We start from the raw sequence: 23,993 nt of genomic DNA on the forward strand, positions 1-23,993 counted from the left end.
ACCACCGCGTCCTGCGGCGTGCATTAGGTGGCACCACCGTCTCAGGGCGACGGGATCTTTGGACGGACCGCCTCAATCTAGTGGCCTTAGCGGACGTTGCTGATGAGTTGGTGAACGTCTCGACCTGAGTCAAGTTGACGCAGTCGTTGACGTCTTCGACAGTTCCCCCAAACTGCACCTAACGCATCTTTATGCTGGAAGGTCGCTAATGGCTTGAAGTGCAACGCCGCTTATGAGCGGCGCCTTGCGGCGACAGCCGAAATGTTGAACCCCTATGAGGGAGCCATGCAGCCGGCCAGCTTGATCTAGAAAGGCGGTAAGGTATTTCAAATGTGTGGCGCGCAGAGAACGCTCGCTTTGAGCCACCGCGTCGGGGCTCACCTTTGCCGATTACTGCATCCTGGTTCTTCTGTCCGAACACGACCACATGCGGATGAGCCATTTCGCTGATGGCGCGCTCACCAGCGAACGCACCATCTCTCGCCGGGTGGACAGGCTGGTGGAGGCCGGATTCATCGAGCGGACGGCCAAAGACCAGTGCCGGACCCTGCGCAACCGGGAATGCCGCGTCACCGACGTGGGTCGCGAGAAGTTGCACGTGGCGGCCAAGGGGTCATGTGCTCGCGGTGCGCGCCTACCTGGTCACCCACCTCGACGACCACGAGCGTGACGCTCCCGGTGCCCACACAAGGGCAGCTCGCTGATCGATGCGACGGCAATATGTCGTACTGACCGCTTCGATGGACAGTACGTTTCGCGAGTGTCGGGTCTCTTGAACGGTTGGATTCCGAGATCGCGCGTGCAGTGTCTGTGAATCAGGCCGTGTGTGGTTGGCGCCGCGAGGTGGTTACCGGGCGAGGCGCCGCAGCAGTCAAGTCTTCTCAGCCCGGTGGGCGCCAACTAGTAGTTGGCGATGACGGGGCTCAGGAAAATTCCCCAGTGGTGCTCATCGAAATTCCCCACCCGTGAGGTGGGTCTACTGTAGCGGCCGGCGGATGGTTCCGGCGGCGGTGCGGTGGTTTTCTGATCGGGCGTGGTGGTCTCGCAGGCGATAGGAATCGCCGTCGAGTTTGAGGACTACCGAGCGATGCAGGAGCCGATCGAGCATGGCCGCTGCGACGGTCGTGTCGCCGAGGACTTCGCCCCATTCGGAGATGCTGCGGTTGGTGGTGATCACGATCGACGTCTTCAAATATCGTTGTGCCACAACCTGAAACAACGCAGAGGCAGCCTCGGCAGGCAACGGCAGATACCCCAGCTCATCAATCACCAAGAGTGTCGGCCCGGCATAGAACCGCATGCAGGTGGCCCACCTGCCTTCGATAGCCGCTTTGTGGCAGCGGGCCGCCAGATCGGCAGCGGTGGTGACGTAGGTGCGGTACCCGGCGTGCACCGCCGCTCGGGCAAGCCCGACCGCCAGATGTGTCTTTCCTGTGCCTGGCGGACCCATGAGCAGGACGTTTGTCGCTGATTCGAGGTATCCGCAGGTGCCGAGTTCGGCGATCAGCTGGCGGTCCACGCCGGGAGCGGCGTCGTAGTCGAACCCGTCCAGGGTGGCTGGGGTGGGCAGGCTCGCGAACCGCAACCGGCCGGCCAGGCGCCGGGCCTGGTTCTCTTCGACTTCTACGGCCAGGAGTTGTTCGAGGGTGCTGGTCATCGACCACCCCTCGCCCTGTGCCCGCTCGAGCATCCCCGGTAAGGCCTCCGCGGCGGCGTGGAGTTTGAGCACCGCCAGGTGGTGCCGCAGTTGCTGGTAGACCGAGATCTCAGCTTGCGTCGCCGGCTCAGGCACCGCGTTGGTGGTGGTTGTTGTTTTGGTGCGGGTCATCGCAGCGTGGTCCTGTTCTGTGCGGCGCGCTCATAAGCGCTCATGTCGATCACGGTGGCAGACTCGTCGGCCGTGGCTACCGTGTGGGAGTTGTTGTTCAGCAATAGATCTGCAGCAGCGAGCGCGCTCTTGCCGGGTGGGATCCGTTGTTTGCGGCGGTGCGGAGGTCCACCGGTGTTGGCCGTGGCCATCGCCTCGGTGTTCAGCGCATGGACGTGGCCGTGATCGCGGACCATCACCCCCGACCCCTCAGCGGCGAGGCGGTGGCGGGCGACGACGATCCCGCCGGCGGTGGCGATATCGATGTGGGCGTCGCCGAGCTGATGGGTTACGGTCACCTCGCCCATCGCGAGCTCCGGCGGCACCGAATACTGATTGCCTTTCCACGCCACCAACGCCTGCCGGTTCACCTTCCGGGTCTCGGTCATCATCGCCGGATAGGGTGCACTCGGCAGCGATGCTAGGGGTTCACGATCGGCAACTGTTGCGACGGTGGACCTTCCGTCAGCGGTGACCCGGACGCGGGTGTCTCCTCGGCGGGTGCAGAACGTGTCCAGACTCTTCTGGGCTTGCTCGGCGGTGACGTCATCGCCCAGGGTCCGCCACCACCGCTGGGCGGCGACCCGGTTGGCTGCCTCCACGACGCCTTTGCGGTTCCCGCGCCGGGGCGGGCAGATCGCGACACTGACTCCGTAGTACTTGGCCACGCCTGCGAAAGATGCTGTCACCGAACCCGAATCGGGATGGCAGACCGTGGCCATCCGGTCGAACCGCCACACCTTCGTGAGGCCGCCATGCTGGCGGGTGACCCGGTCGAGGCCGGCGATCAACGTCGGCTGGGTCATATCGGCGGCCAGGAAGCCCCGCCAACGCCCCGAGTGGGCCAGCGACCCAACCAGCAGATGCGCAGTCTTACCCCAGCCCCACGACGGCGGTGGGTCCGGTAGGTCCACCCAATCCCATTGCGTCTCTTCACCCGCAGGGTGGTCGATGATCGCGTTCGGTCGGCTGGTCGCGGTCTGACATTGCGGGCAGACCGGGCGCAGGTTCCGAGCGCGGATTTGGCGGGTCAGCGTTTGATAGGACTGGGTGTAGCCGAGGTCTTCGAGCTCATCGCACAACGTTCGGGCCCATAAATGTGGGTCGTCGATCAAGCGTGCGGTGATGTAGGCGACGAACACCTCGAACGCATCGACGGCGCTGCGCGCCCGCTCGCCGGGCGAGCGGGTGCCGTTGAGATAGGCGCGGACCGTTTTGCGGTCTCGGCCGGTGTGGCGGGCGATCGCCGAGATCGTCAACCCTCGTTTGTGCAGGGCGTGTACTTCCATATCGTCCTCCCATGTAAGCATGAGAAAGCGGGTCTCCTTCGAGTAGCTGATGAGTGGTCAGAGACCATCAGCATCGAGGGAGACCCGCCCTCGTTGGCGGTGCCACACGGGTGGGGAATTTCAGTGAGCGTTACTGGGGAATTTCAATGAGCGCCGTCAGAGTTGATTGAGGAGTCCGTTCGGGCCCATCAACTCCACGCCCTGCTCCTTGGCCTGAGCCAGGAGCTGCTCGGCCAACTGCTTCTGATCCACCTCAGTCTCTGCCATGGGATCAAGTGTTTCGGTCATCGTCGATCCTTCCCGCCAAGCTCAGCTCGGCGTGTTGAATCAAGGACCGGATCCACCGTTATTCAGACAGTCCCGGTGGGGCCTGAGAATTTGGTGCCTCTGTGTTTGTCAAGTGGCGGAAGTGTTCGAAGGCCCTGGTCGGGTCCGGGAAGTACTGGATCTGTTCGTCGACGTCGGCCTACTCTTGTCTGCGGGGTGGGGTCAGTGGCGGTGGTGGGTGGGAGTGGGCGTTGGTTTTTGGGGCCACCAGCTCGCGTTGCCGAGGAGTGTGGCGATGGCCGGTACCACGATGGTGCGGACGATGAAAGTATCGATAAGAAGACCTACGCCGATGATGAGTCCGACTTGGGTCATGATGCCGATGGAGCCGGCGATGAGGCCGAACATGCTGGCGGCGAAGATGAGGCCTGCTGAGGTGATGACTGAGCCGGTGTTGGTGACGGTGCGGAGCACTCCGACTCGGACGTGTGATGTGATTCTTCGCGCAATCGTGAGACCAGCAGCATGTTGTAGTCGGCGCCGACGGCTACCAGGACGATGAACGCTAATAGTGGTACGGGCCAAGCGATGTCGGTGTGGAGTATGTGCTGAAAGATCAGGACGCCTATGCCCAATGCTGCGGTGTAGTTGAGTACGACGGTGCCGAGTAGGTAGATGGGTGCGACCAGTGAGCGCAGCAGGATGATCAGGATGATGCCGACGATGGCCAGGGTGGCCAGGGCCAGGAGGCGGAAGTCGTTGGTGAGCAGTCGTTGCAGGTCGGCGTTGATGGCGGGGAAGCCGGCGACGGAGACGGTGGAGTCGGTCAGGGTGGTGTTGGGTTTTGCGTCGTTGGCGACGGTGGCGATGGTGCTGGCCAGGCGCATGGCGTCCGCGCTGTAGGGGTCGAAGCTTGTCTGGACGGCGTAGCGCACGGTGTGTCCGTCCGGGGAGATGAATTGGCGCGCAACGTCGGCGAATTGCTGGTCAGCGAAAGCATCTTTGGGTAAGTAGAAGCCGGTGGCCGAGTCCGAGCCGCGGGTTTCGCGCGCGGTGGTCTGTAGTTGGGCGGCGAGGGTGGCCATGCCGGCGAGTTGTTGAAGGTTGCTGTCGACGAGTGCAGATACGCCTTCGACGAGTGTTCGCGAGCCGGCGGCGAGTTGGGAGACCCCGGTCTGCAGTTGGGCGAGTTTGGTTGGCAGGTCTTGGGCCCCGATGGTTCCCAGAGTGGTCTCGAGGGTGGCGACGGTGGCGTTGAGTTGGTTGGTGACCGCGGTGAGGGGGGTGTCCATCTGCGCGAGCTGGGTGGACAGTGTCGTGATCTGGGTGAAGAACCCGCTGTCGCGGAGTGCGGCGAGATCGCGGGCTTGTTGGCGCAGGGTGCTGCATTGGGGTAGTTGAGTGCACAGCGCTGAGTTATCCAGTAACGGGAGCACTGAGGTGATTGTGGCTATGGCGGCTGATGACTGTTCGGCCAGGGCTGCTAGCTGAGGGGCGTTCTGCGCGGCTTGGTCGAGTTGGGGTGCGGCGGCGGTCAGTGTTTGTAGAAGTGGTTGGTATTGACCTATTTCGGCCCCGATGGTGGTGACTTGGTTAAGAATGCCGGCCAGTGGGGTGAGATTGGTGCGGATCTGTATGTCGAGTTGTTCGAGGCCGTCGGCGAGTTGGTCTGCACCAGAACGCAATTGTTCGAGGTCGCCTTTGCGGGCTTGGCCCTCACCTACTGAGCCGGACAGGCGATCGCCGATCTGCCCGTTCTGCCAGGAGAGTTGGGCTTGTTCGAGTTTGGCCCCGGTCGGGCGAGTGACACCGACCACACGGGTGACGCCGGGGATCTGCGCAATCCGAGCTGCCATCTGATCAAGGTCGGCAAGTCCGTTGGTTGTTCTCAGATCGGTGGGCGAATCCACGACGACAAATTCGGCGATGGTGATGTCTTGCGGGAAGTGCCGGTTGAGCAGTGCGTAACCTTCGTTGCTGTCGGTGGTTTTCGGTTGACCGTCTCGGTCGTCGTAGGTGATCTGAATGCCCAGCGCGGTGAGGCTGAGGAACGTCAACCCGACGAGGCTGACGGCCAGCAACGGCACCGGGCGGCGTACGACGAGGACCGCGATGCGGTTCCAGTAGCGCCGCGTGAGATCTTTGCGCGGGGCACCCCACCCCCAACGCGCAGCCCACAACAGCACTGGCGGCAACAATGTCACGGTGGCGAGGAATCCGATGAGGATCGCCACCGCGCAGGCGGGGCCGAGGGTGGCGAAGACGCTGAGCTGCCCGAAGACCATGGCTAAGAACGCGAGAGCAACAGTGCTTGCCGACGCAAGGATCACCCGGCCGATGGTGGCGGTGGCATCGATGAGAGCGTCGGACGCGGCGGCGCCTTGGCGCAGCCGTTCGTGGTATCTGCTGACCAGAAAAACCGAATAGTCCACACCGGCGCCAAGCAAGATGACAGTCATGAACGCAACGGTGAATTGCGAGACTGGCATGCCCAGTTCACCTAACGCAGACAGGACTCCGCGGGCTACGGCGAGACTGATACCGATGACCAAAAGCGGCAGCAACGCAGTGAATACTGACCGATATACGATCAGCAAGATTATGGCGATCAGCACGACGGTGGCGATGGTGATGATCACCAGATCCTTTTCAGCAGTGACGATTTGATCGCTGAAGGTCGCTGTTGGTCCAGTCACGTGGACCGTGGTGCTGGTGCCGGCGAAGACCTCTGCTGCAGTCTCGCGGATCGATTCCACAGCGTGGGCCGCCGTCGGCCCGCCGAGGCTGCCGCTGACCCCGACGGGCAGGTACCAGGCGTTGCCGTCTTCGCTGAGCGCTTGTCGGGCAGTGATCGGGTCGGCGAGCAGGTCGCGTACGGCCTGCACATCGTCGCGGTCGGCGCGGAGCCGGACCACGAGGTCGTCATAGCGTTGGCGGGCGGGCTCGGTGAGTCCGGCCGGGTCTTCCATTGCCACGAACACCGTGGTCTTTGCGCCCTTTTCGTCGAACGCCTCGCCCATGCGATCGAGCGCCTGAAACGACGGCACTCCCTTAGGAATTGGGTCCACCGACTGCTGGCGCACAACTGTTTCCAACTGGGGAAACAGCACAGCCAACACCACGGCAACAGCCACCCAGACGCCCGCTACCAGCGCTTTGTGCGACAAGACGAAGCGTCCCACCTGACCCAGCGACCGGCTGTACTCACCGCGGCCGGTTGATCGCCGAAGCTTCACCACTGCTCACGCATCCATCGCTGCGTTGGCATCGCACACCCTTCGACAAATGAATCAATCGGTATCACTACGCTACAACATGTAGCGAAAAGGAGGGATGGTTCGGCACGCGGGACTTCGGTCAGTCGCGACGGTGGGCGGCCAGAGAATCGTCGACAAGCTGTTCGCAGTCTGCGCCACTCATCGAGCGAAGGCCGGACAGCCGCGCGAAGACCAGCGGGCCCACGAGCTGGGTGATGGCCACGCCGGGATCGAACTCGTCGAGTTCCTTCTGGGCGGCGGCGCTCTGCAACACCTGATCGAACGGTTCCCGGTACTGCGCGATGACACGAGCGCGCAGCGGCGCGAGGGTGTTCTGCTGCTCCCCGGGCTCCTCGGGCACCATCGCCAGCCACGCCAAGGTGGTCAATTGCAGTGGCGCCTGCTCGATCAACGCAGCCTGAGCACGGACCAACCGCACCAAACTGTCGCGGATTGGTCCGTGCGCGTCAGGGACGTCGGCGTGGGGGCAACAATCGTTCGAACGCCGCAGCCAACAAATCGGTGCTGCCGTCGAATGCCGGTAAAACGTCGTTCGAGCCACCCACGACATCCGGGAGACCGCCCCGACCGTGACTGCATCAACCCCGCCGGTCTTCAACAGGGCAGATGCCGCATCAACCAACCGATTGCGTGAACGAACCAAACGCGGGTCTTTGTCATCCATCACGTCCTTGGACCGAGGACCCGCGTCGCGCCTGGCCGCCATCACCGCACCCACACTCCCATCCCCGAGACTGCTCTCGGGCGCCTGGCGATCTTCGTTCGCACGAAGTGCTACTGATAGTAGCGAAAGTCGAGGAGTGTCCGCCGGGCTAGTCGTGCAATTCACCTGTTCGACACCCCGACCCGGCAGGAAGGTCGGCGCCACGGTGCCCGCCTCCGGGGTACCTTCGGCGAAGGGTTGGTAGATCAATTCGGGGCTTGGCGGCAGGGCTGGGGTGGGTACTGCTGAAGGGTTTGTCCGGGTGTGCAGCAAGGGCCTGGCAGCGCGCCATGGTTGCACGCGCACACAAGTGAATCCGAGTATCCAGCTCTGGTGAGGACGTCTTGGGCAGGAGGGCGAACCGGGCACAGGCCGGGTCGGGTGCAGGGCGTCCGGACGCGTCGCGTTGCGCAGCCGCAGACTCATCTAGCCTGTCGAGGTTAGCCGGCGCGGAAGTTGTCATTGGGTGGTCACTGGGAGTGAGATCAGACCGCGGAACGAGAGCCCCGGTCGCATGTCGCCTCTCCAGTTGCGGCGAGCTCGGGGAATCGGTTCAGTAGTCGCGGAAACAGCTCCGCGCCTTCCATACGGGCGAGCGCGGCACCGAGGCAGAAGTGGATGCCTGCACCGAACGACAGCGGCCGCCAGACAGTGCGGGTGATGTCGAGGGTGTCGGGGCATTTGATGTGGTCAGGGTCGCGATTGGCTGCACCGAGCAAGATGAGTACGACCTGGCCTGGCTCAAGGTCGACCCCGGCAATCTGAGTCGGTTCGAGTACGGTACGTCCGTTCGTCTGAATGGGGGCGTCATAGCGCAAGAGCTCCTCGACAGCATTGGCGGACAACGCAGGTCGTCGGCGTAGGAGGTCGGCTTGATCAGGGTTGGCCAGGAGTGCTGCCAGCCCGTTGCCGATGAGATTGGTGGTGGTCTCGAAGCCGGCGGCGAACAGCAAGATTGCGGTACCGACGCATTCGTCGTCGTCGAGGCTGTCCTCGCCGTGCGCTGCGGCAAGTCTGCTGAGTAAATCGTCGGCGGGGTGAATGCGCTTGTCTGCGAGCAGCGTTCCAAGGTATTCAGCCAGTTGATCCTCGGCGTGGGCCGCTTGCCGAATGGCTTGTGCATCGGACATCGGCTCCAAGGGTGCTACCAGGTCGCGCACCAAGTTGGCGGCTAGATCTCGTCCTTCGGCGGGCACGCCGAGCAGATCGCCGATGACGTTCACGGGAAGGGGCAGTGCGAGATCGGTCATCACATCGACGGTCGATTTGCCTGCCATCTCACTGAGCAGGTGCTCGATGGTCGCGACGATACCGGCGCGCAGCAACTCGACGTGGCGCGTGGTGAAGACGTCGGTGATCAACCGGCGAAGCCGGGTGTGATCGGGAGGGTTGCGGAAAAGCATAGTGCGTCGGAAGCGGTGCATGGCTCTGCGCTGTAGCGCGTCGGGCACCTCAGTGAGCCCAAACCCCAGTGACTCGTCGGCCTTGCCCAAGGTGCGGTCGCGCAGAGCGCTGTCGCAGTCGCGGTGTCGGCTGAGCACCACTACCCCTGAACTCGTCTGTAGGACTGGATGAGCGGCGCGTAGTCGCTGGTAGGACTCGTAGGGGCCGGCACTGCCGTGGTCGGTTAGAAGTGCTTCCCTGAGCAGACTAGCGCCGTTCGCGTCGGTGCTCATGGCTGCTCGAGTGCGCGCGCGAAGTGCTCAAGGGTCACCGTCATGAACAACGCTGATGCCGTGGCGATCTCGCGGCCGCCCGGCTCGGATAGGTGCGCATCGACATGGAGTCGACGGCCCTCGCGTCGGTCCAGTTTTGCAACGACCGTGTAGTCAGTTCCCAGTCGCACGGGTGCGAGGTACTCGACCTGCAGCGAGCGGGTGACGGCTAGCTCGCCGACGATGAAAAGCGTAAATCCGAACAGGTCATCAAAGACGGTGGCCACCGCACCGCCATGGGCTATACCGGGCGCTCCCACGTGGCGTTCGTCGAAGGTGAGCGCCGCATGCACGCGGTCGCCGTCGCGATGTACCTCGAGGTGATGTCCGTGAGGATTGTCAGGCCCGCAACCAAGGCAGCCAGGGGAGTGCGCAGGTAGCTGCGTACCGTCGGGCAGGTCAGCTACCATTCCAGCCGCCCAGCCAGCCAGCACGGGGTCGATATGATCGGCAGGTGAATCCGGCGAACCTGTTATCCCACTTGGGCCATCTGTCACACCGCTCCAATCGGGCCGAGGAAGTTCGCTGATGTAACAGCACTACAAATGAACCATAACTGTCAACAGTGCAGTCAGATCTACCTAGAATGTCAACGTCGGGCCGCCTGGCGCGGCACCGCGCTGAACACTGCATTCTGGTCAAGAATGGACAAAATCGGTCATGTGTTTAGAGTGTCGCCATGGCGAGCGAGACGATGCGCATGTCGTTCCGACGGCACATGCGCGAGCAAGTGCTCTCGGCAGCTCACATATTGACCGTGGAAAAGGGGTGGGATCGGGTGCGCGTGGCTGAGATAGCCGCGCGGGTCGGGGTCTCTCGGCCGACGTTGTACAAAGAGTTCGGGGACAAGCAGGGGTTGGGTGACGCCCTGGTGGTGCGTGAGGGAGAACGGTTCCTGACGGGGATTCGTCGAGTTCTCGATGAACACAGCGGCGATGCCGCAGAGGCCATCGTCTGTTCGGTGCGATTCACGCTGGATGAGGCCACTGCCAGCCCTCTGCTCAAAGCGGTCCTGACATCCAATCCTGCCGACGTCAGCGAGGAAACCGCACGCGGCACAGGGATGTTGCCGCTGTTGACGTCCTCGACCACTTTGCTTCAGATCGCCTCGCACGAGCTGGTGCGCTGGTTCGCCGCGCACTTTCCGCAACTGGACGGTGACGATGTCGCTGACGGAGTCGACGCGCTCGTCCGGCTGACCGTGAGTCACCTTGTCTTGCCTGCTGGCGATCGTCAGACAACAGGACGCCAGATCTCACGAGTTGCACTGCGCTATTTAGGACTCGAGGAACCTCCCGCGCCAGGCTGACAAAGATCGCGGCCCTTGGCACCAACTGAAGCGCACCCAGACCCACGAGTACCAACAGCCAAAAGGCCGACACCGCGGCAAATCACAATGGGTGGTGGGGATTGCTCACGGACGGGAGTGTAAAAACTCGCTCGGAGAGTGGCCGGTCCACCGCTTGAAGGCGTGCGAGAAGCTGGTCAGATCGCTGTATCCGAGCTCGGTGGCGATCTGACTTGCCGACATTGATCGGGTGAGCAACATCAGCATCGCGTTCTCACGCAGACACGACTCGCGCAGCTCACGAAAGGTCGTCCCTTCCGCAGACAGGCGCCGCTTGAGTGTGCTTGTCGATACCGCCAACTCGTCCGCGACCCACTGGCTATGGGGCTGTCTGGGATCTTTCTCTAACAGCTGCCTGACCTTTTCGGAGAACGACACATCTCCGCTTCTCTGGTCAAGGGTCCGCTTCAGGTCCGCGACCGCGAGCCGATAGGCGAGGGGATCGGAGAACCGGCACACCTCGTCGAGCGTGTCAGCGGGGACGTACAGGTAGGACATCGGAGCGTCAAAGTGCAGGCGCCCGGCGACGGCCAGATCCTTTTCATGCGTGGCCAGGGCGGTGGGTGCTGACCAGTTCATGTGGAGTGTGACGGTCGGGGCGTCACCGACGAGCATGTCGAGCAGCCGCAACAACGTTGCGCCGCTGTACGTGACAGTAAGGCAGTCCAGGGCTCGGTCGCCGGTGTATGCGGTGAGCCCGACCGTGAGGCCATGGTCACCAGGATGCAACTGCGGGCGAAGAGCTGTCGAAATCAACGGCAGGTAGGTGAGTAATTCTACGACCTCGGTGATCGAGCCCGCACTGACCAGCGGAACACTCAGGGCTCCAAACGACGTCAGACGGGCCTGTTCGGCGAACGCAAAACCCAGCAGCGTTGCCTGGTCGATGTCGAGCTCGGGATAGACCTGCCGAAACCACTGCAGCGGTGCCGGGATGTCACGCTCGAGCAGCGTCGCCTCGTCAGCGCCGGCGCGAGTCATGATGGCGCGAAGCCGCGCGATGGCGTCCGGGTCGAGCGCCTGGCTCTCGAGCATCTGCACGAACACCAGCGGGGGAACTAACGAATCCCTGTTCATATGGTGGGTCCTGACCCGAATTCACAACTTAATGACTTGAGTGAACATAGCCGCGGCGCTTGTGCTCCACGACACTTTGAAGTAGTCCCCACACCAAGGACAACGTAACAGGAGTTGGTTATGGCAATTGTCACCTTTGTCTCCTACGACGGCGAGAAGCACCAAGCGCCCGTCGAAGCAGGCCAGTCATTGATGCGGATCGCGACCAACAACGCGGTGCCCGGCATCGACGGCGACTGCGGAGGTGAGGCAGCATGCGGCACCTGCCATGTGATCGTCGATCCGCAGTGGTCCGAGCACGTCGGCCGCTCTGGCCCAGGTGAGGAGGAGATGCTCGCGATGCACCCCGAGCGTCAACCGACCTCGCGGCTGTCCTGCCAGATGACGGCAACTGAGCAGTGGGACGGGTTGATCGTCGAACTCCCCGAGTACCAGCTGTAACGACGAGAGAACGGACAGTCATCGTGAAGGTTTCTGAAACAATCACCGCACAAGTCCAGTCGGTCATCCCGGTGGATCTGCAGATCCAGGGAGCGCACCTGTACGACAAGACCCGCCGGTGGGTGACCAGAACGGACGGGGAGAAGATCTTCGTCGAGCGGCCCATACCCCCGGTCGAGGACGTCGACCTCGCCGACATCGACCTCAGCAACCCCTTCCTCTACCGGCAGGGACGCTGGCAGTCTTACTATGAACGCCTGCGCAACGAAGCGCCGGTGCACTACCTGCCCGATAGCGCGTTCGGACCGTTCTGGTCCATCACCCGCCATGCCGACATTGTCGCGGTCGACAAGAACCACGAGGTCTTCTCCGCCGAACCACTGATCGTAATCGGGACCCCGCCTCGTTTTCTGGACATCACGATGTTTATTGCTATGGACCCGCCACGCCACGACCGGCAGCGGGCCGCCGTGCAGGGTGTGGTTGCGCCAAAGAATCTGCGGGAAATGGAAGGGCTGATTCGATCGCGCGTCCAAGAGGTCCTCGATGACCTTCCCGTGGACGAGCCGTTCGACTGGGTACAAAGGGTCTCGATCGAGTTGACCGCTCGAATGCTCGCGACTCTCCTGGACTTTCCGTACGAGCATCGTCGCAAGCTCGTCGAGTGGTCAGATCTCGCGACCTCGATGGAACAGACCAACGGCGGTCCGTCCGACCTTGACGAGACTTTCGTGGGCATGCGCGAGATGGCGCGAGGTCTCAGCGAGCACTGGCACGACAAAGCTGCCCGGACCGCTGCCGGAGAAGAACCCGGGTTCGATCTGATCACAATGCTGCAAAGCAACGACAACACCAAGGATTTGATCAACCGACCGATGGAGTTCCTGGGTAACCTCTTGTTGCTGATCGTCGGAGGCAACGACACGACTAGGAACTCGATGAGTGGCGGTGTGCTCGCCTTGAACCGGTTCCCGGATCAATTCGAGAAGCTCAAAGCAAACCCCGACCTGATCCCCAACATGAACTCGGAGATCATCCGGTGGCAGACACCGTTGGCCTATATGCGTCGGATCGCCACACGCAACACCGTGCTGAACGGGCAGTTCATTCGCAAGGGCGACAAAGTGGTCATGTGGTACGCCTCGGGCAACCGCGACGAGCGCGTGTTCGATCGCCCGGATGACTTCATCATCGACCGAGCCAACGTCCGCAACCACATCTCCTTCGGCTTTGGGGTCCACCGTTGTATGGGCAACCGGCTGGCCGAATTGCAACTGCGGATTCTCTGGGAGGAACTGCTCCCTCGCTTCGAGAACATCGAGGTCATCGGTGAACCTGAATATGTGCAGTCCAACTTCGTTCGAGGCATCAGCAAGATGATGGTCCGCCTCACCCCGAAATCGAGCACATGACAATGCAGCGAACCATCATCGTCGGGGCCAGCCACGCCGGCGCCCAGCTCGCAGCCAGCCTGCGCCAGGAAAAGTGGACCGACGAGATCGTCCTCATCGGGGACGAGTCGACCCTGCCCTACCATCGCCCTCCGCTATCGAAGGCTTACCTCGCCGACCGCAGCGCACTCGCCGACCTCGCGATCCGCAGCCCAGACTTCTACGCCAAGCAGCGCATCCATCTCCTCGATGCAACCGTAGAAACGATTGATCGCGCGGCTAGTCATGTGATCCTAGATAACGGCGACACACTGCGGTACGACAAGCTCGCGCTGTGCACCGGTGCCCGTCCTCGACGACTACTTACCACGGGAGCCGGCCTGGCCGGGGTCGACTACCTACGCACTGCAGCGGACGTCACCAGGATCCGTGAGGCCACCCGCCCCGGTTGCCACGCCGTGATCGTCGGAGGTGGCTACATCGGTCTCGAGACGGCGGCCTCGTTGCGAGCGCTGGGTCTGGAGGTCACCGTGCTCGAAGCGACCGGCCGCGTGCTCGAGCGTGTCACCGCGCCTGAGGTGTCGGCATTCTTCGACCGGATCCACCGGGAGAAAGGCGTCAACATCAGAACGGACACGCTCGTCGAGGCCATGTCCGGCGACGGGAGGGTCCGAGAGGTGATCCTGGCCGATGGGGAATCAATTCCTGCCGACCTCGTCATCGTCGGCATCGGTATTGAGCCGAACACCGATTTGGCAGCCGCCGCAGGGCTTGCCGTGGACAACGGCGTCGTTATCGACGACCAAGCACGCACCAGCGACCCCGATATCGTGGCCGCCGGAGATTGCGCAATTCACGACATGGCCCGCTACGGCCGCCGCATACGCTTAGAGTCCGTGCCGAGCGCTGGCGAGCAGGCCAAAGTCGCCGCCGCCACAATTTGCGGCAAACACAAGAAAATAGCCGCGCTTCCATGGTTCTGGTCCGATCAATACCACCTCAAACTCCAGATCGCCGGTCTCAACTCCGGGTACGATGAAATTGTCCTGCGCGGCGATCCGACCCGAGACGGCGACTTCACGTGCTTTTACCTGCGCGCAGGTGAACTCCTCGCCGCCGACTGCATCAACCGACCGCGGGACTTCATGTTCAGTAAACGGGCCATCACCCAGCAACTCCCCACCGACCGAACCGAACTGAGCTCACCAATACCGGTATGACCCAGTACATCCCCTGACTCACCAGCACGATGAGAGGTACACACGGCAAGCGTCGAAGAAACCTCCAGCGACGAACGCCGACCAATGCCTGCCCGCCCGACCAAGCCCTGACCGACTGACCCCGTGAGGAGTACGGATGCAACGCCCAACCGTGATCGAGGATTACCCCCACCGGATGGGGGGACACTGTGGTTCGGGCGCAATGCGCGATCTTCTGCACTGGCACGGTTTGGGATGGGATGGCCCACCCGATGAAGGCCTGGTGTTCGCCCTCGGCGGCGCTCTAGGACTGTCCTACCTCCGATCGGACGACCTCGTCCCACCGCTCTACCTGGTGGGCCGAGGCGCCGACTTCGAGCTCGATCTGCCCCGCCGCCTCGGTGCGAAGGTCCAAATGCTTACCACCGACGACCCCGAGGAAGGATGGTCGTGGATCCGCGACGAGATCGACACAGGCAGACCCAGTCTCATATGGGGCGACATCGCCGAGCTGCCATACCTGCGGGTCCAGCTACAGATGAGTCGACACGACATCGTGATTATCGGCTACGACGAGGCTAGAGGTATCGCCTACGTCGTAGACAATGACCGCGCCGAGGTGCAGCAGGTCCCACTCGAGGCACTGGCGCGCGCTCGATCCTCGACATCCTTTCCGCAACCGACACGCCACTGCACGTACCGCATCACGTGGTCAGACGAACTGCCAGACTTGGCGCAAGTGGCAGCAGAAGCGTTTAGCCAATCGGCCGCCAGCATGCGGCACCCGTCACAGCCAGGAATCGTCGACCCGACTGCAACGGCCGAGGGCGCCGAAGGCCTAGCTGCGGCCGCTCAACTCGCGGCCGACATCCCGATTTGGACCGACCTCCCCGTAGACCAGCTCGAGATATTCCTGTTCAGCCTAAGCGCCTTCATCGAAAAAGCAGGGACTGGCGGAGGACTGTTCCGCCGCTTGCTCGCCGACGGATGTGCCGACATCGCGCGCCTGACCGGCGACCCCGCAACAGCAGACCTCGCCGTGGCCGCCGACCGTTGTGCACAGGCATGGACCGACACCGCACGTGCGGGGGTCCAACGCGAAATCGACGCGCAAGCTCGCGCGGAAACAGTGGCCATGTCGGCCGGCCGTATGCCAGAGCTCGAACTGAACCTAGTCGAGTCCCTTGAGTCCGCTTCGAGCTCGCTGAGTGCAATAGCACGCTGACCTCAGTACTATCCCGCACACACCCCGGTGCGTATGACCCTGGACTATTCTGCCCGAGCACATTGCGCACACGCGAATTCCTCACCGCCTGAACGGAACTGGTCTTCGACCGGGCTCAAAGTGGCGCGCTGCCTCGCAACAGACATCGACCATTCATGGGTGACCTCCACACATTGAACTCAGTATATCGAGCGGCGCCAACGGATTTACCGTCCGATCCCGACAGCGCAAAGGTCCAGTGTCGCTGCTCCGCTCCCGCCCGAGACGGAGGGAAGTTTGCGACGACTAGGCCAAACATCTTGTACTACGCTACGATTGGTGACCCGTCGATAGACTTCTCCGTGTTGAACAGCTCCTACGAGTTCTGCCCCCTCGCCCAACTTGCTTCAAGAACGACCGAAGGCGGGGGGTGCGAACGCTTGATCCGGCTGTTCATTTCGTCGCGCTGCGTGCGCAGCTCGAAGATTCTTAACTGCGAACCCCGTGCCACCTCGCCGATGTCGATCGCTGAGGCGCGGTGCTCCGAAAAGTCCGGCATTGTAGAAAGCGCGGACTTGCGACACGAGGCTCTTAGCTTGGGCACTTTCATAATGTTGGGTCGTTCCGTCGCAAAAGGTCAAGGCCATGCTGGGCGCCAACGCTTGGCCAGCCTGGTTAGGCTAGGGCTAGGAACAGTTTCTCCAGTTCGGCTGCGGTCAAGGGCGCGATGAACAGTCGAACAACCGCACCTACGTGGACCGTCGAACGAGCGGTGCCACTGCTCGCGGGATTGATGATTCTCCTCAGCGTGGCCCTGGCGGCCGGTGTGTCGAGCTGGTGGCTGGTGCTGACCGCCTTCGTAGCGGTGAACCTGCTGCTCTTCGCCGCCGTGGGCTGGTGCCCGGCCAGCCTGCTGATGCACCGCCTGGGACTACAACGCCGCGCCGACCTCCGCTAAATCCGATCACGTTCAACCCGCCCTGAAGGAAAGCTGTTATGTCACTGGCAATCTCCACCGTCCTCAACCTCCCGTTCGACGAGGCGGTCGCACGAACCCGCGCCGCATTGGCCGATCAGGGTTTTGGGATCCTCACCGAGATCAACGTCAAAGACACCCTGAAAACAAAGCTCGATGTGGACATGGAAAATTACCTGATCCTGGGGGCTTGTAATCCACCATTGGCTCATCGCGCTCTGGGAGTCAATCGGCAGATCGGTCTGCTGTTGCCCTGCAATGTCGTGGTCCGCACCGACGCCACCAATCGATCAAACGAGATCGTCGAAGCGATGAATCCCGACCTGATGGTCGAGGTCTCCGGGGAAGCCGAACTTGCACCGGTGGCCACCGACGCGTCAGCCAAACTCTCGGCCGCTATCGCCGCATTGGAAGCCATAGCCTCCACGTGAGCAAACACGTCCAACAGTCCGCGACCGCAACGAGTACCTATGAGCGCAGGGACATTCTATCTTGACCCGGCATGCCCGTTCGCCTTGGCCGCCTCACGGTGGCTGCTCAACGCCGCGCGGCGCCGACATCGAGATTGATTGGCAGCAAATGAGTTTGGCAGTGCTCAACGAGGGCGCAGATGTTCCCGAGCACCAGCAACAGCACCACATAGAGGTCTCTCGCAGGCTGCGTCGTGTCTTTGCCGCTGCACATGACAAGACCGGCGACAGCGCACTCGGACCGATCTACACCGCCCCGGGGCAGCGTGTGCACCACCAGAGCGCCGACGTCACCACAGCAATGGTGGCCGACGCGCTCTCCGAAAGCGGCCTCGATCCCCAGCTCGCCGACAATCTCCACGACACCTACGTCAGCGCAGTGTGCGTCGCTCACCGGGAAAGCCAAGACGGTCTCGGCGGCTCCGGTGGATCGCACCGAATGAGTCAGCTATCCCGTGTCCGCGCATATCGGCCCCCGAGCAAGTTAATCACCTCGCCGGGGCCACTATCTGGGGCACACACGTCAGGGCGCATTGCGTTCTACAAGCCCGTCCGCGATTCTCGATGATGCCGCGCCCACTTGTCGGAGAAGCCGTGCCACTCGCGGCATGACCTCCAGATCGCGGTACACAGCCGCGTGCACAAGCCAGGCCGCAGCTTCAGCCGCAGTGAGCGCGGGAGTGTGGTGGTATTCGTCGGTGGGCTCGATCATCGGTGTCCGGACGAGCGGGAAAAAGACTGTCGTCACAGAGACCCCTGTGCCGCGCAACTCCGACGCTATGCTGCGTCCGAAAGCGGTAATCGCGGCCTTCGATCCCGCGTATGCCGAGAACTTCGGCATGGCGCCCATCGGGATACCCCAGGTGGACACGTTGATGAAGTGACCGCTGCCACGCTCCTTCATGGCAGGTAGGAACCCTAACGTCAGTTGCACGGGACCGAAGTAGTTGACCGCCATGGTGCGCTGATAATCGTGTAGCCGATCAGTCGAGTCGAGGACCTCGCGGCGAATCGACCGCCCGGCGTTGTTCACGACGATGTCCGGGCAGCCGTATTCCTCGAGCACGTACTGGATCAAGCGAGCTGTGTCGTCGGTATCGGAGAGATCCGCCGGACAGGTGTCGGCATAGCCGCCCGCGGCCCGGATACGCGTGACGAGTTCGTCGAGGCTGTCGGCACGACGCGCCACCGTCAGGACGTGGGCTCCACGACGGGCGAACTCTTCAGCTGCCGCAGCGCCGATGCCCGACGACGAGCCAGTGACGAGGACGGTCAAGTTTTGTAACCGTCTAGCCGGCGATCTGGTGCGAAGTGTGTTGACGAGCTCGACCGGCGTGCGTGGCCGTTGTAAAGCTGTATGCGCGACTCGGGCTGGCACGTATTTCACGGCTACTGTCACCATGGGTGGAACCGTAGATCACGAGGCCCCGCAGCACCAGTGCCCGCCGTCCGCTGGGGTGCAAACGCTGTCTGTCGGCGCGATCGCTGCCGCTGGCTTCACTAGCGAATCCAGCGCAGCCGGAACCGATTCCGCATCTTTTCCCCGAACAAAGTTGTGCTGCAGGTGATTTACATGCCTGACGGCACAAAGTGTCGATCTCTGTACGTCAGGCGAGCGCTGGCGATCAAAGAATGTAAACGTGGACCGCTGTGGCCACAGGTCCCGGCTTGCAACGAGGGGACCTGAAAAGTCGAACTCAGAACCGGCGGGCGACCCTACGTTACGCGCTGCTCACACGAACACGCGTGCATCCGATGCTTTAGGTCAGCCCGGTCGTGCTCAACCGAAATAACGAACTCGGAGCAGACCTGCCAGCCCCGCAGAGCCACTGCCGCACACAGGGACGGGTCGGTGCGTCATCGAGGGTCAACGGGGCCGGTGTTCCGTCGTGCGGCTGGTTAGTTCGGGCAGAAATATCCAAACCGCGAATGGAGTACTGCAAGTACCTGGTACCGTGCGAACACCCATCGCGGTGGGATGTTCAGCAAGGTGAAGGAGAATCAGTATCGCTACGGAACTTGCTGGTCGTGCGACAGACAGTCTTGCGACCTTCGGAAATACGATTGCCCTCGCCGGCCAGGCACTGCGGTGGGCCGTGCGCGACATTGTCACCGGACGGTTTCCTTTTCGGGAGGTTGTCACACAGACCTGGTTCGTCATCACCGTCACGACGTTGCCGGCGATCCTGGTGGCAATTCCGTTCGGCGTCATCGTCTCGGTGCAGGTCGGAAGTCTGACCCAGCAGGTCGGGGCCACGTCGATCGCCGGAGCCGCTGGTGGACTCGGGATCATTCAGCAGGGGGCACCGATCGTCACAGCCCTACTGCTCGGTGGTGCGGCAGGGTCGGCCATCGCCTCTGACCTTGGCGCACGGACCGTCCGTGAAGAAATCGATGCTATGGAAACTCTCGGACTCAATCCGACCCGTCGAGTCGTCGCACCGCGGTTCGTCGCGGTTCTCATCGTCGCTCCAATGTTGTGCATGCTCATCGTGTTTACCGGCCTCGTGGCCGGCTACATCCTGAGCGTCAACGTCCAAGGCATCACGCCCGGAAGTTACGTCGCCTCGTTCGCCTCGTTCGCGTCATCGGCGGACATCCTTGTGGCACTGGTCAAGTCGTTGGTATTCGGTCTCGTTGTCGTGGCAATCGCATGTCACCGGGGTCTGTCCACAAAAGGCGGCCCGAAGGGTGTGGCCCAATCTGTCAACGCCACCGTAGTTCTGGGGGTGGTGGCGTGCTTCGTCATCAACGTATTCATCACCCAGCTAACGATCATGTTCGTCCCGCAGACCATCGGATGACGGAGAATACGTGACCGCAGTACCTTCCACCCGCTTGACTTCTGTCACTCGTCCGATCGCTCGTTCTGTGACGCCCCTCGCCGAAGTCCCCGCACAACTCGGGCACATCACCACGTTCACCTTTGACACCGTGGCCGGAATCCGCCACGTCGCGACCACATATCGACGACAGACGCTCTTGTACATACAGGAGTTTGCCTGGGGGCGAGGCGCTATTCTGGTCGGCGGGGGTACCGCAGTCGTGCTTGTCATTCTCGGAATGGCTGTCGGGGCATCCATCGGCATCCAGGGTTACGCCTCGCTGGACCTGGTGGGGATGGGATCTCTTACCGGGTTCATCTCGTCGTACGCCAACACTCGGGAGTTGGCACCGATTATCGCCGCGATCGGCTTCGCAGCCCAGGCCGGCTGTCGTCTCACTGCGGAGATCGGATCGATGCGCATCGCCGAAGAGATAGACGCACTCGAATCGATGGCGGTGCGGCCGATTCCATATGTCGTCAGCACGCGCGTGGTTGCAGCGATCACCACCATCATCCCGCTCTACATCGTGACGCTGATACTCAGTTTCGCCGCAGCCAAGCTGGTCGTCATCCTTCTGCACGGCCAGTCAGGTGGCACCTACGACTTCTATTTCAATGCGTTCCTCAAACCGCAGGATCTGGTGTTCTCGGTCATCAAGGTCCTCATTTTCGTAGTATCGGTCGTCATCGTCCACAGCTACCAGGGTTTCTACGCCACCGGTGGAGCAGAGGGCGTCGGCCGCGCGTCTGGTCGAGCGATCCGTAGCAGTCTCATCATCATTGTTGTGGAGGACATGATCTTGACCCTGCTGATGTGGGGCTTCGATTCGGGCGTCAGGATTTCGGGGTAGGGGTTGAAGTGGCTGTTTATAAAGATCCGTCAGGGCGCGCGCCATCAATAACAAATTTGACCCTGCGTGGGATCGGTGTCCTGGTCGTCGTGGTGGTTGCCGCCTATTTTCTGGTGGGAAACGCAACCGGAAAATTTGTAGACAGCAAGACAGTGACGATAACCACCGACGCGATTGGTGACGGGCTGAAGGGCGGATCGGAGGTGAAGTATCGGGGCTTTACCGTGGGCAAGGTGTCCTCGGTGTCGGTGCGCGACCAAAGCACATCTGTGAGAATTGAGCTCACCGGAGCTAACGACGACATCCGGTTGCGTCAGGGCCTGGCGGTGAATTACACGTCTGCCAGCGCGCTGGGGCCAACGGCACTGGAGATTGTTGACCCCGGACGGGGAGAGTTAATCAGTGATGGCGGCAGTGTCTATGTCAACAAGCAGCAGTCCGAACAAACGTCGGTTTCGACACTGATTCGTAAGCTTTCCAAGCTTGTCAATGCTCTCGATCAGCCGGCGTTCAATTCCGTGGTTAAGTTTGTTGTCGATGATTCCCAAACGTTTGCCGACGCCGGCAAGCTCATGTTCCAGATTGCACAGATCACTCGGGACGTTCAACAGCGGCCAGTGGGCCAGGATTTGGCGATCGCAGCAGATCTGTCCCAGGGTGTAGCCGATTTCATGACGCCGTTCGTTCCAGGCATTCTGATAAACGTTGACGTCGCTGATTTCTTCGCCACTGACGAAGCCATCAAACAGACAAAGGGCAACCTCAACGACACCGGCGCGGTCTTGTTCGGCGGACTCGGGGGACTGTTGAGCAAAAACTATCCGGCGTTGAGTTCACTACTGGACGTGGGTCTCGATCTGGCGAGGCCGGTCGCCAGGTCGGCATCGGGGCTGGTGCGAACCGTGTACACCATCCCGCAAATCTTGGACAGCATCGACAAAGCCACGCCGCAGGTCGGCGAGCGAGTACAGCTTCAGGTCGCCCTGGTAGTGCAGACGTCACCTGCGCTGCAGAGCGCGCTTGCAGCAGGAGGACCGAGGTAGATGAAGTCGTTAACTCCCACCATCATCAAGATCGTTGCGTTCGCCGCAGTCATCGGCGTTCTCACCTACGTGATCATCGCCATCCTCGAACCCAGCTCGGACGGACCGAGTTCTGAACGATCTGCGGTCTTCTCCGATGCATCCGGGCTCAAGCCTCGCGACGGTGTGCGGTTGGCGGGAGTCAAGGTCGGTTATGTGACGGCGATCGACCTGAAAGGACCCACGGCGGTCGTTCATTTCCAACTGAACGACGACGTCACGATCACATCGAACACCACCGCCGCCGTGCGGTATCAGAATCTTCTCGGACAGCGATATGTCGAATTGATCGGTGCGGCACAGGGAAAAACACAGGGGGCACTCACACAGGTGGCGCTCGACAAGACCGTTCCCTCATTTGATGTGTCCACCTTGTTCAACGGGTTCAAGCCGGTGTTCGACACGCTTAATGCCGACGAGATCAATGAACTGCAGTCCAATTTGTTGCGCGTTGCTCAAGGTGATGGAAGGGGCATATCGCCTGTTTTGAAGCAGGTCGCCAACATCACTGCCTACGGGAACCAGCGGTCTGAGATCATCACGAATATTGTGACGAGCCTTGGCCAGGTCTCCGACCAGCTCGAAGGCCGCTCGGCGGAGATGGTCGAACTTGTCGACAAGCTGGGATCGATCGTCGACGCCTTCAGCCGCGTGAGTGACCGGCTGCGAGAGTCGCTACGCGAGGTCAACCGGTCCATGTCGAAGACGGTCATCACCGGCGAGCAACTTGAGTCAACGTACGACCAGAGTTTCGCGACGATTTATCAGCGTCTGACGCGAGAACCCGGGGAGTTGGAGGGTCTACTCAACGGCGCGGTACTGCTCAAGCCCCTTATGGACTCGCTGGCCGCTGCGACGAACTCCACGCCGAGCGAGGCGCGATGTTCGAAAGGTCCTCTGCCTCTGCCGGATACAGCGAGGATCGCGCTTATGGGGCAACGATTGGTGGTGTGTAAGTGAGGTTGTTTAGTCGAAATCGATCGCATCACCAGCCTGAACGCAGGCGCGACCTCATCGTCGCCGGTGTGGTGGTGGTGACCGTGGTGGTCGGTCTGGTGATCGCAGGGGCCGTGTATATCGCACCGCCCGGCCAAAAAGTGTACTCGGCCCAGCTGGTCAACACCGGCGGGCTGGAGTCGGGTAATCAGGTGCGTATAGCGGGGATAAGACAAGGGAAGGTGTCGTCGGTGGACCTCACAGGAACGTTCATCACAGTCAAATTTCGACTCGACGACTCGGTATCGGTCCGTTCGGACGCTACCGCAGCGGTTCGCCTGATCACGCCGATCGGCGGGCGAGTTCTCGATCTGGACCCAGGGTCAGGACCGACCGCGCTCTCGGGGGCAATCCCCCTTGTTCAGACATCGAGTACTTACGACATCTCGAACACGCTGGAGACGACGACGCCGGTGTTTCGTGATGTGAACGGCGTCGATCTCCGTCAAACCGCAACACTGCTGCAGAATGCGTTCTCCGACGGCAACACAAACATTCCCGACGCACTGAGGAACACCAGCAGTCTGATGGACCTCCTAGAGCGACAGTACGGTCAGCTCGACAAAACGGTCGCTCTGTCCGATGAATACGTCGAAGCTTTCGCCGACCAAAAGCAGGTGCTGGTCGACTTTCTCCGTCAACTCAGCTTCCTGGCCAGCACTCTGGGACCTGATATCCAGAACGTCCGCGACGGGTTCGACTACCTCAGGCGTCTGTTCAAACTTCTGACGAGGCCGCTCGTGGCGTACCGCGATGGGATCGAACCGTCCGTGCAACAGTTCAAGACGCTCCTGGACAAGGTGTCGACAGAGCTGCCGGGCTACTCCAATGCCCTAACACAGGTCGATCAGATCACTCAGCGCCTCGGCGTACTCCTCCAGGCAGCGCCGGTGGGTGCGCCGGCCACCACAGAACCAGAGGTTCGTGTGTGCATTCCGAGTGGTGACGACAAATGTTGACCACCTGGGTCCGGAGGCTGCTGCTCTTGATCGCCGTGGTGGTTGTGGTCATC

At 61.7% G+C, this 23,993-nt stretch carries 19 protein-coding genes and 4 pseudogenes; 14 read left to right on the top strand and 9 right to left on the bottom strand.

The genetic code is table 11. The features are described 5' to 3' along the window. Positions 1–382: 382 nt before the first annotated feature. A pseudogene (locus W823_RS44710) lies at positions 383–670 on the top strand (MarR family transcriptional regulator); the annotation flags it as partial. A 306-nt stretch (positions 671–976) separates the two neighbouring features. Here W823_RS44710 and istB read toward each other — a convergent pair. The 7 genes and pseudogenes from istB to W823_RS44745 all read right to left on the bottom strand — a co-directional run bounded on the left by istB (position 977) and on the right by W823_RS44745 (position 9,529). Further along, positions 977–1,828 carry an IS21-like element helper ATPase IstB gene (gene istB, locus W823_RS44715; RefSeq protein WP_023955291.1) on the bottom strand — a complete coding sequence of 284 codons (852 nt, stop codon included), beginning with the start codon at positions 1,826–1,828 and terminating at the stop codon, positions 977–979. After that, positions 1,825–3,177: a DDE-type integrase/transposase/recombinase gene (locus W823_RS44720; RefSeq protein WP_023955293.1), complete on the bottom strand. Its 1,353-nt coding sequence runs from the start codon at positions 3,175–3,177 to the stop codon at positions 1,825–1,827. Before W823_RS44720 ends, istB begins: the two co-directional genes overlap by 4 nt. Positions 3,178–3,315: 138 nt before the next feature. Continuing rightward, positions 3,316–3,444 (bottom strand): annotated as a pseudogene (locus W823_RS44725) (IS256 family transposase); the annotation flags it as partial. Between the two features lie 201 nt (positions 3,445–3,645). Beyond that, a pseudogene (locus tag W823_RS44730) lies at positions 3,646–6,662 on the bottom strand (RND family transporter). 118 nt (positions 6,663–6,780) lie between these two features. Further along, positions 6,781–7,407: pseudogene (locus W823_RS44735) on the bottom strand (TetR/AcrR family transcriptional regulator). Positions 7,408–7,889: 482 nt separating this feature from the next. Further along, on the bottom strand, positions 7,890–9,080 hold the full coding sequence (locus W823_RS44740) for a cytochrome P450 (protein WP_235189561.1): 1,191 nt from the start codon (positions 9,078–9,080) through the stop codon (positions 7,890–7,892). Beyond that, complete coding sequence (locus W823_RS44745; protein WP_023958954.1) at positions 9,077–9,529, bottom strand: PaaI family thioesterase; 453 nt, start codon at positions 9,527–9,529, stop codon at positions 9,077–9,079. The genes W823_RS44740 and W823_RS44745 overlap by 4 nt, the downstream gene beginning before the upstream one ends. A 308-nt stretch (positions 9,530–9,837) precedes the next feature. On the opposite strand from W823_RS44745, the gene W823_RS44750 reads away from it, so the two are divergent. Beyond that, positions 9,838–10,428: a TetR/AcrR family transcriptional regulator gene (locus tag W823_RS44750; RefSeq protein ID WP_031332467.1), complete on the top strand. Its 591-nt coding sequence runs from the start codon at positions 9,838–9,840 to the stop codon at positions 10,426–10,428. A 105-nt stretch (positions 10,429–10,533) separates the two neighbouring features. On the opposite strand, the gene W823_RS44755 is transcribed toward W823_RS44750, so the two are convergent. Next, complete coding sequence (locus W823_RS44755; RefSeq protein WP_031332468.1) at positions 10,534–11,544, bottom strand: AraC family transcriptional regulator; 1,011 nt, start codon at positions 11,542–11,544, stop codon at positions 10,534–10,536. Positions 11,545–11,664: 120 nt separating this feature from the next. On the opposite strand from W823_RS44755, the gene W823_RS44760 reads away from it, so the two are divergent. The 7 genes from W823_RS44760 (at position 11,665) to W823_RS57305 (ending at position 17,793) form a co-directional block, all read left to right on the top strand. Then, a complete protein-coding gene (locus tag W823_RS44760) occupies positions 11,665–11,985 on the top strand; it encodes a 2Fe-2S iron-sulfur cluster-binding protein (protein WP_023958962.1) in 321 nt (106 codons plus the stop codon). Between the two features lie 23 nt (positions 11,986–12,008). Beyond that, entirely contained in the window at positions 12,009–13,397 is a 1,389-nt protein-coding gene (locus W823_RS44765) for a cytochrome P450 (RefSeq protein WP_023958964.1), read from the top strand. Further along, a complete protein-coding gene (locus tag W823_RS44770) occupies positions 13,394–14,596 on the top strand; it encodes an NAD(P)/FAD-dependent oxidoreductase (RefSeq protein ID WP_023958966.1) in 1,203 nt (400 codons plus the stop codon). Before W823_RS44765 ends, W823_RS44770 begins: the two co-directional genes overlap by 4 nt. Positions 14,597–14,732: 136 nt before the next feature. Then, positions 14,733–15,800, top strand: coding sequence for a BtrH N-terminal domain-containing protein (locus tag W823_RS44775; RefSeq protein ID WP_023958968.1), 1,068 nt, complete (start codon positions 14,733–14,735; stop codon positions 15,798–15,800). Between the two features lie 706 nt (positions 15,801–16,506). After that, on the top strand, positions 16,507–16,737 hold the full coding sequence (locus W823_RS44780) for a DUF2892 domain-containing protein (RefSeq protein ID WP_023958970.1): 231 nt from the start codon (positions 16,507–16,509) through the stop codon (positions 16,735–16,737). A 38-nt stretch (positions 16,738–16,775) separates the two neighbouring features. Then, on the top strand, positions 16,776–17,186 hold the full coding sequence (locus W823_RS44785; RefSeq protein WP_023958972.1) for a DUF302 domain-containing protein: 411 nt from the start codon (positions 16,776–16,778) through the stop codon (positions 17,184–17,186). A 148-nt stretch (positions 17,187–17,334) separates the two neighbouring features. Next, positions 17,335–17,793, top strand: a complete 459-nt coding sequence (locus W823_RS57305; protein WP_174548773.1) for a hypothetical protein — start codon at positions 17,335–17,337, stop codon at positions 17,791–17,793. On the opposite strand, the gene W823_RS44795 is transcribed toward W823_RS57305, so the two are convergent. Beyond that, the gene (locus tag W823_RS44795; protein ID WP_369792625.1) at positions 17,749–18,627 is read right to left on the bottom strand and encodes an SDR family NAD(P)-dependent oxidoreductase; all 879 of its coding nucleotides are present in this window, start codon (positions 18,625–18,627) and stop codon (positions 17,749–17,751) included. The two genes, W823_RS57305 and W823_RS44795, sit on opposite strands and share 45 nt — an antisense overlap. A 694-nt stretch (positions 18,628–19,321) precedes the next feature. On the opposite strand from W823_RS44795, the gene W823_RS44800 reads away from it, so the two are divergent. Genes W823_RS44800 through W823_RS44820 form a run of 5 tightly spaced genes read left to right on the top strand, consistent with a single transcriptional unit; the run spans position 19,322 to position 23,940 of the window. Continuing rightward, positions 19,322–20,029, top strand: coding sequence for an ABC transporter permease (locus tag W823_RS44800; RefSeq protein WP_023958978.1), 708 nt, complete (start codon positions 19,322–19,324; stop codon positions 20,027–20,029). Positions 20,030–20,039: 10 nt separating this feature from the next. After that, complete coding sequence (locus W823_RS44805; protein ID WP_031332472.1) at positions 20,040–20,903, top strand: ABC transporter permease; 864 nt, start codon at positions 20,040–20,042, stop codon at positions 20,901–20,903. An 8-nt stretch (positions 20,904–20,911) separates the two neighbouring features. Next, positions 20,912–21,946, top strand: coding sequence for an MlaD family protein (locus tag W823_RS44810; RefSeq protein ID WP_031332473.1), 1,035 nt, complete (start codon positions 20,912–20,914; stop codon positions 21,944–21,946). Further along, complete coding sequence (locus tag W823_RS44815; protein WP_023958984.1) at positions 21,947–22,945, top strand: MlaD family protein; 999 nt, start codon at positions 21,947–21,949, stop codon at positions 22,943–22,945. Beyond that, entirely contained in the window at positions 22,942–23,940 is a 999-nt protein-coding gene (locus tag W823_RS44820) for an MlaD family protein (RefSeq protein ID WP_023958986.1), read from the top strand. Before W823_RS44815 ends, W823_RS44820 begins: the two co-directional genes overlap by 4 nt. Positions 23,941–23,993 lie beyond the last annotated feature (53 nt).

It is taken from the genome of Williamsia sp. D3 (assembly GCF_000506245.1).
Lineage (GTDB): Bacteria > Actinomycetota > Actinomycetes > Mycobacteriales > Mycobacteriaceae > Williamsia > Williamsia muralis.

What these genes read in the sequence shown, in the direction of transcription:
- istB (WP_023955291.1), bottom strand. Translation starts at nt 1,828, where the DNA reads ATGACCCGCACCAAAACAACAACCACCACCAACGCGGTGCCTGAGCCG.
- W823_RS44720 (WP_023955293.1), bottom strand. Translation starts at nt 3,177, where the DNA reads ATGCTTACATGGGAGGACGATATGGAAGTACACGCCCTGCACAAACGA.
- W823_RS44740 (WP_235189561.1), bottom strand. Translation starts at nt 9,080, where the DNA reads ATGAGCACCGACGCGAACGGCGCTAGTCTGCTCAGGGAAGCACTTCTA.
- W823_RS44745 (WP_023958954.1), bottom strand. Translation starts at nt 9,529, where the DNA reads ATGGTAGCTGACCTGCCCGACGGTACGCAGCTACCTGCGCACTCCCCT.
- W823_RS44750 (WP_031332467.1), top strand. Translation starts at nt 9,838, where the DNA reads ATGCGCGAGCAAGTGCTCTCGGCAGCTCACATATTGACCGTGGAAAAG.
- W823_RS44755 (WP_031332468.1), bottom strand. Translation starts at nt 11,544, where the DNA reads ATGAACAGGGATTCGTTAGTTCCCCCGCTGGTGTTCGTGCAGATGCTC.
- W823_RS44760 (WP_023958962.1), top strand. Translation starts at nt 11,665, where the DNA reads ATGGCAATTGTCACCTTTGTCTCCTACGACGGCGAGAAGCACCAAGCG.
- W823_RS44770 (WP_023958966.1), top strand. Translation starts at nt 13,394, where the DNA reads ATGACAATGCAGCGAACCATCATCGTCGGGGCCAGCCACGCCGGCGCC.
- W823_RS44775 (WP_023958968.1), top strand. Translation starts at nt 14,733, where the DNA reads ATGCAACGCCCAACCGTGATCGAGGATTACCCCCACCGGATGGGGGGA.
- W823_RS44780 (WP_023958970.1), top strand. Translation starts at nt 16,507, where the DNA reads ATGAACAGTCGAACAACCGCACCTACGTGGACCGTCGAACGAGCGGTG.
- W823_RS44785 (WP_023958972.1), top strand. Translation starts at nt 16,776, where the DNA reads ATGTCACTGGCAATCTCCACCGTCCTCAACCTCCCGTTCGACGAGGCG.
- W823_RS57305 (WP_174548773.1), top strand. Translation starts at nt 17,335, where the DNA reads ATGAGTTTGGCAGTGCTCAACGAGGGCGCAGATGTTCCCGAGCACCAG.
- W823_RS44795 (WP_369792625.1), bottom strand. Translation starts at nt 18,627, where the DNA reads ATGGTGACAGTAGCCGTGAAATACGTGCCAGCCCGAGTCGCGCATACA.
- W823_RS44815 (WP_023958984.1), top strand. Translation starts at nt 21,947, where the DNA reads ATGAAGTCGTTAACTCCCACCATCATCAAGATCGTTGCGTTCGCCGCA.